We start from the raw sequence: 12,528 nt of genomic DNA on the forward strand, positions 1-12,528 counted from the left end.
ACCCAACTAACTTTTTAGACACACCAGAACTAAAACCAGAAAACTCTTCACAAAAATAGTAAAGTTTAAATTGTATAGGCTCCATAGTATAACATGGAACTTTTATTTTTTTATTAGTCATATAAATATATTAGCTCCACTTAATATATTAAATTTACTATTTCTAAATCATAATTAAAGCCATAAAAAAGCTTAAAAAAATTATGAGTCAAAATATTTCAAAAAATAAAATCAACTAAGTTTTTGACAGAGCCAAAAGTTCAAAAGTCAATTAAAAATTGAATAGATTTAAAAAAATAAAAAAAGTAAAAAAATTAAATTTAACCTTTAACTAAAACTTTTAATTCACCAGTTACAATATCAACTATTAAACCATGAACAATAATTCCATCAGCAATTAAAGGATGTTCTTTAATTTTTTTCACTGTTTCAATAACATTGATTTCTTCATCTTCAATAGACCCAATCCATTTACTTAAATCAACTTTATTGATTTCTTCTTCAGGTACACCTTTTTCAATCATTGAAGATTTAATCTTATCCACATTAGCATTTTTCATACCACAATTAGTATGTCCAATAACCATAACTTCTTCACAACCTAAAGAGTAAACAGCTGCTGCAACAGATCTTATAACATCTTCACCAACAATAGTATTACCTGCATTTCTAATAATTTTTGCATCCTCTCTATCAATACCTAAAGCAGGTTCTAAAAAATTAGTTAGACGAGTATCCATACAAGTTACAATACATAGATTCATTTTAGGCAAATGACCTAATTCTTCACCTTCAAAATTTTCTACAAAATTTTGATTATTTTCTAATACTTTATCAATTATCATATTATATACCTCAAAAATTTAATTAATGAAATATAAAAATTAATTAATAATTTCCACGAGCCATAGCAGTAGAACCAGTTCTAGCAATCTTTTTAATACCATGAGATTTAAGTAAATTAATTAAAGCATTAATTTTACCAACATCACCAGTTACTTCTATAATTAAACTATTATCACAAATATCAATAACTTTAGCTCTGAAAATATTTACATACTGCATAATTTCTAATTTAGATTTTTCATCCTCAGATTTAACTTTAATCAAACATAATTCTCTAGAAACAGAATGATTATGTTCTAAATCTTTAACTTTTACAACATCAACAAGTTTATTTAATTGTTTAATTACTTGTTCCAAAACTTTATAATCCCCTTTAACAATTATAACCATACGAGAAAGATTAGGAACTTCAGAACGACCTACAGTGATACTTTCAATATTGAAACCTCTTCTTGTAAATAAACTTGAAACTTTTTGTAAAACACCCGGTTTATCTTCAACTAATGTACTAATTATATGAAATTGATTACTATCATCATAATCATTCATTTAATCACCACCATTATTACAAACATCACATTCATGCTTAAATTCACCAAGAATATCATCAACAGCAGCACCAGGAGGAACCATTGGTAAAAATTCATCTTTTTTAATAACAATATCTAAAACAATAGATTCATTATCTTTAATTGCTTTACTTACAGCTTTACCTGTTTCTTCAGTATCAGTTATTCTTTGACCAGCAACACCATAACTTTCTGCTAACTTAACAAAGTCAGGAGTATTACCCATATCAGTTTCAGATAAACGTTGATCATACAAAAGATTTTGCCATTGATAAACCATTCCCAATTTACGATTATTTAGTATTGCAACTATAACTGGAATATCATACTCTTTAATAGTAGCTAATTCCTGATTAACCATTAAAAATCCCCCATCACCAACAATGGAAAGTACAGGATTATCTGGCATTGCAACTTTAGCACCAATAGCAGCAGGAAAACCGAAACCCATAGTCCCCAAACCACCAGAAGTAATAAATGTTCTAGGTTTAGTTGAATCATAAAAATGTGCAGCCCACATTTGATTTAAACCAACATCAGCAGTAAGTATAGTATCTGGTGTAACAGAAGCATTAATCTCTTTAAAAATTTCTTGAGGCATTAAAGGAGTACTATTATAAGATACTCTAGGAATGAAAGAATTTTTACATTCTAATATATTATTAAACCAATTCATAGAATCATTATTAGATTTAAATCCAGATAATTCATCTACAATAGAACCTAAAATATTTTTAGCATCACCAACAATTGGAACATCAACATCAACATTTTTACCTATTTCAGCAGGATCAATATCTATATGAATAACTTTAGTATTAGGTATAAATTCATCTAATTTTCCAGTGGTCCTATCAGAAAATCTACACCCAACTGCAATTAAAAGATCACTTTTATTAACAGACAAATTAGATACTTCTCTACCATGCATACCTAACATTCCAAGACAATTATCTTGATCCTCAGGAATAGCACTTTTACCCATTAAAGTAGTCATAACAGGCGCATTAATTAAATTAGATAAAATATCAAGCTCATGAGAAGCTCCAGAAATTATTACCCCACCACCTGCTAAAATCATAGGTTTTTTAGACATTTTAATTAATTCTGCAGCCTTTTTAACTTGTTTGATATTACCCTTAATTGTTGGATTATAACCTGGAGTTGAAATCAAATCATCAACATATTCAGTAATTTCACCTTCTTGAACATTCTTAGGAACATCAATTAAAATTGGTCCAGGTCTACCAGTACTAGCAATTTCAAAACTAGATTTAATAATAGAAGGTATTTCATTAGCAGATTTAGCTTGATAACTATGTTTAGTTACAGGCATTGTAATACCAACAATATCAGCCTCCTGAAAAGCATCATTACCAATTAAATGAACTGGAACTTGACCAGTAATAGCAATAAGTGGAGTTGAATCCATAAACGCATCAGCAATTCCAGTAACTAAATTAGTAGCCCCAGGTCCAGAAGTAGCAACACAAACTCCAACTTTCCCTGAAGCTCTAGCATAACCTTCTGCAGCATGAACAGCACCTTGTTCATGTCTAACTAAAATATGTTTTAAATCAGAATCATATAACATATCATAAAATGGTATAGTTTGACCACCAGGATACCCAAAAATGGTATCTACTCCTTGTTCCTTCAAAGATTTTATTATGGCTTCTCCGCCTTTCAATTTTATAGCACCTACTTAACTTTCTCTTATTATAAATTATTAATATAAAATTAATTATAATATGTTAATATTGTATTTCAATATTAATATAAATATATTATAAAAAAGTTTTTTAATTAAAAAAATACATAAAAAGAAATATAATTTATTTAAATTTATATACATAATACGAAAAAAAATAATGGAGATTAAAAGAAGATGAAGGTCTTAGTTGTCGGAACTGGAGCAAGAGAACACGCCATTTGTAATGCATTGAAAAATGATGTTGAATTATATGCATATACAGGAAAAATAAATCCTGGAATTTCAAAAATTGCAAATTTTAAACAAGGTTCTGAAGAAGAAATAGAAAAAGTAGCTAAATATGCTAGCGAAAACGGAATAGAAATAGCTGTTATCGGACCAGAAAGTCCATTAGGGAAAGGAATTGTAAATGAACTTGAAAAAAATGGAATTAAATGTGTAGGTCCTAAAAAAGAAGCTGCAAGAATTGAAACTGATAAATCATTCATGCGAAATTTATTTGAAAAATATGAAATTCCTGGTTCATTAACTTATAAAGTATTCGACAACTATGAAGATATTAGTAAGTTTTTAGACAGTTTTGATAAAGATGCCGTAGTTAAACCAGTAGGATTAACTGGAGGTAAAGGAGTAAAAATTGTAGGTGAACATTTAAAAAATAATGATGAAGCAAAAGCTTATGCAAAGGAAGTTATGGACAATGCAATGGGCGGATTTGCTCAAGTTATTATTGAAGAAAGATTAATTGGTGAAGAGTTTACAATACAAGCATTTTGTGATGGAAAACACCTAGCACCAATGCCTGCTGCACAAGATCATCCTCAAGCTCTTGAAGGAGATAAAGGAGATATTACTGGAGGTATGGGTTCATATTCTGATAAAGGAGGATTACTACCATTTTTATCAAAAGAAAATTATGATATTGCAGTAAACATTATGCAACAAACCATTGAAGCAATTGCTAAAGAAACAGAACCATATAAAGGAATTTTATATGGGCAATTCATGTTATGTGCCGATGGACCTAGATTAATAGAGTATAACGCTAGATTCGGAGATCCCGAAGCTATGAATGTTCTTCCATTATTAAAAACTAAAATGATAGATGTATGTAAAGACATTATTAATAATAATTTAAATAAAGTTGAATTTGAAGATAAAGCTAGTGTTTGTAAATATATTGTTCCAGATGGGTACCCAAATACAAAATATAATAATACTAAGATAGATATTAATGAAGAAAAAATTCATGAAATCGGTGCAAATGTATTCTATGCAGCAGTTAATCAAAAAGATGATGGAATCTATTTATCTGGTTCAAGAGCTTTAGGAGTAGTGGCTCAAGGTGAATCAATTTCTGAAGCAGAAAAAAAAGCTGAAAAAGCTTGTGAATTTATAAATGGAAATGTTTATCATAGAAAAGATGTAGGTACAGATACTCTTATTAACAAAAGAGTAAAACATATGCATCAAATTTTAGGAATATAAAAAGTTAATAAGATATTCCTACTCTCCTATTTTTTTTAAAATATTTTATTTTAAACGAAAGTTTTAATTATTAAAAAAATGAAATAGTATAACTTATTATAAAAACATGATAATTTTTTTAACAAATTTATACTAATTAATTAAAAACTTTATTTTGAAAATTATTTTTTTAAACGGGGAAATTTTAAATGAAAAATTTATTATCAATAAAAGATATTGAAAACGAAGTTGTAGACATTTTAAATTTAGCTATTGATTTTAAAGCAGGAAACATAGAGGATAAACCATTAAAAGGGAAATCATTAGCTATGATTTTTCAAAAATCATCTACACGTACTAGAGTGTCTTTTGAAGTTGGTATGTACCAATTAGGAGGACAAGCATTATTCCTTTCTAATAATGATATCCAAATGGGTAGAGGAGAACCTATTGCAGATACAGCTAAAGTTATTAGTAGATATGTAGATGGAATAATGATTAGAGCTATTAATCATAAAGATGTTGTTGAGTTTTCACAAGAAGCCACTGTTCCAATTATTAATGGATTAACTGATATAGAACATCCTTGTCAAGCATTAGCAGATATGTTAACTGTCAAAGAACATTTAGGAAATTTTGATGGAAAATTTGTTTATGTTGGTGATGGGAATAATGTTTGTAATTCATTACTTTTAATTTGTGCTTGTTTAGGAATGGATATTACAGTTGCTTGCCCAATTGGATACCAACCAAATGAAGAAATTATTGAAGAATCATTGAAAATAGCGGATAATTATGGATCTGAAATTAATATAACCTCTGATGTCAAAAATGCTGTAAAAGGTGCAGATGTTATATACACTGATGTTTGGATTAGTATGGGTGATGAGGAAGAAACAGAAAAAAGATTACATGACTTCGCAAATTACCAAGTCAACTCAGAACTCATGGAATTAGCTAATGATAATGCAATATTTATGCATTGTTTACCGGCTATTCGTGGAAGAGAAGTAACAAGTGATGTTATAGACGGACCCCAATCTGTTGTTATAGATGAAGCTGAAAACAGATTACATGCCCAAAAAGCAGTAATGTATTATTTTTTAAAATAAAATAAAATCTTTAAATTCCCCCTTTTTTCACCTAAACAAATAACTTAAAAAAAAAATCTAATTTTAAACTAAAAATAAGTATAAATTAGAAAAAATTCTTATTCTAAATTTTAATTTTTAATCAAACAATTTTATTTGAAAAAAATCGATAAATTAATAAAAAAAATAAAATAAAATAATAATAATAAAAAAATAGGAATAAAATAAATAAAAAAACTTGGTGGAAAAATGTATCAAAAAATTTTATTACCAACCGATGGTTCAAAAAACGCTAATAAAGAAATAGAAACCGCATTAAACATAATCGACAAAGAAAAAGGAGAATTAATACTATTATCTGTTGCAAGTAATATAATAACACTCCAATTATCAAATGAAGACGATATAAGTAATTTAAACACCCTTCTTTCTAAAAATGCTGAAGAAAATGTAGCAAACATGAAAGAAAAAATTAATGCAAATGTAAAAATAAGTACAAAAGTAGTCACAGGATCCCCTGCAAAATCTATAATAGAAGTAGCTAAAGAAGAAAATGTGGACTTAATTGTTATTGCAAGTTCAGGAAAAAGCGGATTAGATAAATTATTCTTAGGTAGCGTAGCAGAAAATGTAGTTAAAAATGCAAAAAACGATGTATTACTAATCCATAAATTATAAACAAAATAATTATTTATAGTAATATTTATAAAAGGAAAATATGATAAATACTTACTTAATAAAAAATATTAAAGACTTGATAAAATGAATGTTACTTTTATAAATCCACCTCATTACAAATCTAAATACAAATTCATTGGAGTTATAGCTCCACCTCTCGGTATAGGTTACATGGCAGCAATGCTTGAAAGAAATAACATACCAGTGGATATTTTAGATGCATCCGCATTAGATTTAACATACCAAGAAATAGAACAAGAATTATTAGAAAGAAAACCCGATTTAGTTGCATTAACTGCACTTACACCAACAATAGGAACAGCATTAGAAACTGCTGCAGTAGTGAAAAAAATATTACCTAACACAATTGTAGCTATCGGTGGTTATCACCCTACTTTCACTTACAACGAAATTATAGAAAACCCAAATATAGATATTGTAATTCGAGGAGAAGGAGAAAACACTATAGTAGAATTAGCACAAGCACTTGAAAACAATACTGACTTATCAAACATTGATGGGCTTGTATTTAAAGACAAAAATGATTGTGAAAAAACTATAGTGACCAATGACAGAGAAGTTATCCAAGATTTAGATACATTACCATACCCTGCACTACATTTAATGCCTATGGACAAATATCGTATGTTAGATGTTACAACCCATATGACAACAATGATAACAACAAGAGGATGTCCAAATCAATGCTCATTCTGTTCATCAGCAGCCATGCATGGAAGAAGAATAAGAAGCAGAAGTACAAAAAATATTGTAGATGAAATAGAATATTTAAAAAACAACTATGACATCGACACAATAGCATTCCTCGATGATACTTTCACACTAAACAAACGTAAAGTAAAAGAAATATGTAACGAAATAATGGCTAGAAATTTAAACATTATGTGGGGTTGTACCGCACGTGTTGATAATTTAGATGAAGAATTATTAGACATAATGAAAGAATCTGGATGTATAACCATATTTTTAGGTGTTGAATCTGCAGATCAACAATCATTAGATGAAATGCATAAAGGTACTACAATAGAAAAAATACAACATGCATTTAAAATATCCCGAGAAAAGGATATTAGAACAATAGCTTCTGTAGCAATGGGAATGCCTGGAGACACTAAAGAAAGTATTAATAAAACTATAAAATTTGTTCATGACTTAAAACCTAATTATGCAATTTTTAGTTTAGCTACCCCATACCCAGGGACAAGATTTTATAAAGAAGCATTCGAGAAAAATTTAATCAAAGTTAAAGATTGGTCTAAGTATACTTTAATCTCCCCAATATTAGAAACAGTAGATTGCTCAATGAAAGATTTAAGAAGATTACAAACTATGGCTTTCATAAAATTTTATTTAAGACCCGGTTACATTATTAGTCAAGTCAGACAAGATGGAATGGCCCTTTTAAAAGCAATAGGTGGAGTAATTAAAACAGCAATAAAACCAAACAACGATTCTTATATGAAAGACTATGAAGAAAATGCAAGTGAAAAACCAACAAAATAAAATATAAAATCTAATAAATAAAAAAAAAAATTAATAATTTAAACCAAAAAATTTAAATTATTAAAAAACCTATTTTTTACATCATTTCAGGAGCAGGTACTCCTAATAAATCTAAAGCATTTTTAAGAGTTATTTGGGATTTTTTAACAATGTTTAATCTAACCCCTTCAAATTCAGACCCTAATACTTGTTCAGATTTATAAAATTTATTAAAAGCACTAGATAAATCTTGACAATATTGAGCAATAGGATGCACATGTCTTGAAGAAGCAGAATTCTCAATAACTTCAGGGAACTTAGCTAAATTCCTAATTAAATCTTTCTCTACATCATCAGGTGACCAATTATCTTCAATTGAAAGTTCCTTATCACCAGCTTTTTTAAGTAATTTACAAGCTCTAGCATGAGCATATTGAATAGAAGCACAACCTCTTTCAAAACTTAAAGCTTCATCCCATTTAAAAGTAATAGGTTTTTCTGGAGATAATCTTGCAATATAAAATCTAATAGCTCCAATACCAATTTCTTCAGAAATATTATTTAACTCTTCATCAGATAAATCAGGACGTCTTTCATCTAACTCTTTTCTAGCTCTTGAAACAGCTTCATCAATTAAATCATCCACAGAAACAAAAATACCCTTTCTTGTAGACATTGAACCATCAGGTAAATTAATAAATTCATAGAATACAACTTCAAGCTCATCACTGTTTGGTTCAACAACTTCTAAAATTTCTAATGCAAGACTAACCTGTTTAAATGCTAATTTATGATCAGCACCAAGAACATCAAGAACAATATCCCCTTGTTGACATTTATGGATATGATAAGCAATATCTCTAGTTGAATATAATGAAGTTCCATTAGCTCTTCTAAGAACTAACTCTTTATCTATATCCCATTCAGTTAAATCAAGGTATAAAACATCACTTTTTCTAGCATAACCTATTTCATATAGTTCATCTGTAATTTTATCAACAGTACCATCTCGTACAAATTGACCTTCCCAAACAAAATCATCATGAATTATATTCATTCTAGATAATGTTTCTTTAACCCCATTAATACATTGAGAAACAACATTTTCAAAAATTTTATTAAGTTCGGCATCGTCACCTTTCTCGTATTTTTGAATCAAATCATCAACATTAGAAGTTAATTCCTTATTTTCATTAAGTTTTTGATTAGCTTTGAAATATAATTGACCAATCTTATGATCAATTTTATCTCCTTCTTGATCTTCTATTTTTAAACCTAATTCAGTAATCCCAAATACAATAATAGCTATTTGTCTACCCATATCATTAACATAATATTGAGTTTCGACATCTCGACCAGATTTTTTAAGTACTCTACTTAAAGAATCCCCAATTATAGAATTTCTAATATGTCCCACATGTAATGGGCCATTAGGATTAGCTGAAGTATGTTCTAAAACAATTTTCTCATCTTTATTTGGAAGTTGACCATAATTTTTTTTAATAGATTTTAATAATTCTTTAGAAAAAATATCATAATTAATAAAAAAGTTTAAATAAGGTCCTTTAGCCTCTACTTTATCAAATATTTTTGGAAATTCAATTTCCTTAACTAAATCTTGAGCAATTAAATTTGGAGACTTTTTTAATATTTTAGCTAATGAAAATGTTAATGTAGTAGCTAAATCTCCTAATTCTGGATTAGGAGGGAATTCTAATTTAATTTCATTATCTGGAATATCATATCCCTTTTTATCAAGCAAATTTTTTAATGATTTAAAAGCTTCATCTTTTACTGCAATATTCATCGTATACACCAAATTAATATATAAAATATAATTTTAATTATTGAATTTTTATAAAAAAATAAAAAAAGTGTGTAAAAGGGAGGAAAAAACTCCCTACAAATAGTCTATAAATTATTTCATTTTAATTAACTAGCTATATTAAAATTCTAGAATTAATATCATAATCCTTTTAAAGCAATCGTAATATAACCAATTTTTGGGATAATTAAAGGTTGATCACCAATAGTTACAACCCTCTCTTTTATTCGGGCAGACGTTACCCAGTAAGGGTCTGGAACTTTATTATTATCACCTTTTATCTCATAATACGTAGTCCCATTTATTTCAGTAATATTTATTACCCTGTGAATTACAGGACTTGAAAACCAACTAGCATCATAAACAACTATATCTCCAACTTGGACACTATCTGGATCAAATTCTTGGATACCGAGTAAATCAGTTTTTTGAACTACTACAATATCTCCCCTATAAAAAACAGGTTCCATACTACCAGAAACAACTACGTTCAAGTGTTGAGCAACCATTAATCCAATAATAATGATTACCACATATGCTAGTATTTCTTTTTTATTCGACAATTTAACACCTTATATTTTTGTTATATTTATTATAATATATTAAATTAAGGATTTAAAAAAAAATTAAAAATATAATTATAATAAATTATCTCATTATAGCTCCTTTATCTGCTGAGGTTACATTTTTTCTATAGATATCTAACCAACCTTTAACTTCTTTTTTAGGCAATTCAACATCTTTAGATCTTTGTTTAAATTCTTCTTCAGATAATTCAGCATTTAAAGTTCTATTATTAATATCTATATCAATTATATCTCCATCTTTTAATAATCCAATAGGCCCATCATCCATTGCTTCAGGTGAAACATGACCAATACAAGGTCCTCTTGTACCTCCAGAAAATCTTCCATCAGTTATTAAACCTACATTATTAAGTCCCATTCCTACAATTGCACTAGTTGGATTAAGCATTTCTCTCATTCCAGGACCACCAATAGGGCCTTCACATCTGATTATAAGGATATCCCCATCATTAACTTTATGCCCAAATATTGCTTCAACAACTTCTTCTTCACTATTATAAACTTTTGCAGGACCTTTAATATGCATTAAATCCTCAGGAACAGCACCAGATTTCACAATAGATCCATTAGGAGCAATATTTCCTTTAAGAATTGCTAAACCACCAACACCATGAACTGGATTATCCATAGGATGAATAACTTCTTCATTTTTAACTACAACATCTTTTATATTCTCACCAACAGTTGTACCTAAACAAGTTAAACAATCTTTATTAATTTTAGGTTCAATATCTTTTAAAACAGCTTGTACCCCTCCAGCATTATGAAGATCTAATATAGTATCTTCTCCTGCAGGAGATAAAAGAGCAATATGGGGAACTTTTTGACTGATTTCATCAAATAAACTCAAAGTTACATCTACACCTTTATCTGAAAATTCATTAGCAATTGCAGGAATATGAAGAGCAGTATTACTTGAACCACCTAAAGCCATATCTAAAGCAATAGCATTTTCAAAGGCTTTTTGAGTCATGATTTTTGAAGGAATTAAATCTTCCTCAACCATTTCAACTATTCTTTTACCAGTAGCTTTAGCTAACTCTTTTTTATTAGGGTCTAAAGCAAGAGTAGTTCCACAAGTAGGAAGACTCATACCTAAAGTTTCAGTTAAACAAGCCATAGAATTTGCAGTAAATAATCCAGAACAACTTCCTGCTCCAGGACATGCAACTCTTTCAAGTTCATCTAATTCTTCTTCGGTGATTTTACCGGAAGATAATTCACCAACAGCTTCATAAATAGTAATTAAATCAGCATTTTTACCTTTAAATTTTCCAGGCACCATTGCTCCACCAGTTAAAGCTATTGTAGGAATATCTAATCTTCCAGCAGCCATTAACATTCCAGGAACGACTTTATCACAACTTGGCATTAAAACTAGTCCATCAAAACTATGTCCTTTAACCATACTTTCTACTGTAGCAGCGACTATTTCTCTAGAAGGTAAAGAATATTTCATTCCCTCATGATTCATAGCTATACCATCACATATTGCCATAGTGTTAAATTCAAATGGTATTCCTCCAGCTGCACGTATACCTTCCTTAACATATTCAACTAAATCTCTTAAATGAATATGTCCAGGAACTACATCTGTAAAACTATTTGCTATACCAATAAAAGGTTTTTTAAAATCTTCATCATTAATACCACATGCTCTGAATAATGATCTATGAGGTGCTCTTTGAACACCCTTTTTTACTTTATCGCTTCTCATAATAAATCACTTTAATTAAAATAATTTTTAAAATTTATTTTTATAATAATTAATTTAAATTTTATAAGATTTATATTATTTTATAAAAAATATAATTTAGATAATTTATAAAAAAAGAATAAAAAAAAGATAATATCAAAAAAAGAATAAAAAAATAATTAATTTAATAGATTTTAATTAGATTTAATCATTGTTAAAATCATTTTATATGGTTCATTAACTGCTTGTAAAGCATGAGGTATGTTAGCAGGCATTATAATCATTTGACCTTTTGAAACATTATTTGATTTTCCATCAATAGTTATTTCTGCTTCACCATCAATTATTTGTACCATTGCATCAAAAGGAGCACTATGTTCACTTAAACCTTGTCCTTTATCAAATGCGAATAGTGTTACTGTTCCAAGCTCTTTTTTAATTACTTCCATACTTACTACAGAATCTTTTTGGTAATCAATTAAGTTTTCTATATTAATTGGTTTTGCTTTTAAATCTTCCATTTAATTCACTCCTCTGATTAATTTTAAAATA

At 28.4% G+C, this 12,528-nt stretch carries 11 protein-coding genes; 4 read left to right on the top strand and 7 right to left on the bottom strand.

Annotated features, from left to right (window positions below; all coding sequences use genetic code 11):
- Nucleotides 1–320: 320 nt before the first annotated feature.
- Genes BP769_RS00440 through BP769_RS00450 form a run of 3 tightly spaced genes read right to left on the bottom strand, consistent with a single transcriptional unit; the run spans nucleotide 321 to nucleotide 3,105 of the window.
- A complete protein-coding gene (locus BP769_RS00440) occupies nucleotides 321–845 on the bottom strand; it encodes a beta-class carbonic anhydrase (protein WP_409198330.1) in 525 nt (174 codons plus the stop codon).
- A gap of 43 nt (nucleotides 846–888) precedes the next feature.
- Nucleotides 889–1,395 carry an acetolactate synthase small subunit gene (gene ilvN / locus BP769_RS00445; protein ID WP_409198329.1) on the bottom strand — a complete coding sequence of 169 codons (507 nt, stop codon included), beginning with the start codon at nucleotides 1,393–1,395 and terminating at the stop codon, nucleotides 889–891.
- Complete coding sequence (locus tag BP769_RS00450; protein WP_409198328.1) at nucleotides 1,396–3,105, bottom strand: acetolactate synthase large subunit; 1,710 nt, start codon at nucleotides 3,103–3,105, stop codon at nucleotides 1,396–1,398.
- Nucleotides 3,106–3,303: 198 nt separating this feature from the next.
- On the opposite strand from BP769_RS00450, the gene purD reads away from it, so the two are divergent.
- The 4 genes from purD (at nucleotide 3,304) to BP769_RS00470 (ending at nucleotide 7,889) form a co-directional block, all read left to right on the top strand.
- Nucleotides 3,304–4,617, top strand: coding sequence for a phosphoribosylamine--glycine ligase (purD, locus tag BP769_RS00455; protein WP_409198327.1), 1,314 nt, complete (start codon nucleotides 3,304–3,306; stop codon nucleotides 4,615–4,617).
- Between the two features lie 188 nt (nucleotides 4,618–4,805).
- A complete protein-coding gene (gene argF, locus BP769_RS00460; protein WP_409198326.1) occupies nucleotides 4,806–5,708 on the top strand; it encodes an ornithine carbamoyltransferase in 903 nt (300 codons plus the stop codon).
- 228 nt (nucleotides 5,709–5,936) lie between these two features.
- The gene (locus BP769_RS00465) at nucleotides 5,937–6,365 is read left to right on the top strand and encodes a universal stress protein (RefSeq protein WP_413825482.1); all 429 of its coding nucleotides are present in this window, start codon (nucleotides 5,937–5,939) and stop codon (nucleotides 6,363–6,365) included.
- Nucleotides 6,366–6,449: 84 nt separating this feature from the next.
- Nucleotides 6,450–7,889: a B12-binding domain-containing radical SAM protein gene (locus tag BP769_RS00470; protein ID WP_413825479.1), complete on the top strand. Its 1,440-nt coding sequence runs from the start codon at nucleotides 6,450–6,452 to the stop codon at nucleotides 7,887–7,889.
- Between the two features lie 76 nt (nucleotides 7,890–7,965).
- Here BP769_RS00470 and argS read toward each other — a convergent pair whose 3' ends face one another.
- The 4 genes from argS to BP769_RS00490 all read right to left on the bottom strand — a co-directional run bounded on the left by argS (nucleotide 7,966) and on the right by BP769_RS00490 (nucleotide 12,497).
- Nucleotides 7,966–9,675, bottom strand: coding sequence for an arginine--tRNA ligase (gene argS, locus BP769_RS00475; RefSeq protein WP_409198323.1), 1,710 nt, complete (start codon nucleotides 9,673–9,675; stop codon nucleotides 7,966–7,968).
- A gap of 158 nt (nucleotides 9,676–9,833) precedes the next feature.
- The gene (locus BP769_RS00480) at nucleotides 9,834–10,256 is read right to left on the bottom strand and encodes a signal peptidase I (protein WP_413825476.1); all 423 of its coding nucleotides are present in this window, start codon (nucleotides 10,254–10,256) and stop codon (nucleotides 9,834–9,836) included.
- Nucleotides 10,257–10,341: 85 nt separating this feature from the next.
- A complete protein-coding gene (gene ilvD / locus BP769_RS00485; RefSeq protein WP_413825474.1) occupies nucleotides 10,342–11,997 on the bottom strand; it encodes a dihydroxy-acid dehydratase in 1,656 nt (551 codons plus the stop codon).
- Between the two features lie 173 nt (nucleotides 11,998–12,170).
- Complete coding sequence (locus BP769_RS00490) at nucleotides 12,171–12,497, bottom strand: cupin domain-containing protein (protein WP_409198320.1); 327 nt, start codon at nucleotides 12,495–12,497, stop codon at nucleotides 12,171–12,173.
- Between the last annotated feature and the right edge of the window lie 31 nt (nucleotides 12,498–12,528).

Origin of the sequence: Methanobrevibacter sp. UBA417 (assembly GCF_002508845.1) — an archaeon.
Lineage (GTDB): Archaea > Methanobacteriota > Methanobacteria > Methanobacteriales > Methanobacteriaceae > Methanobrevibacter_A > Methanobrevibacter_A acididurans.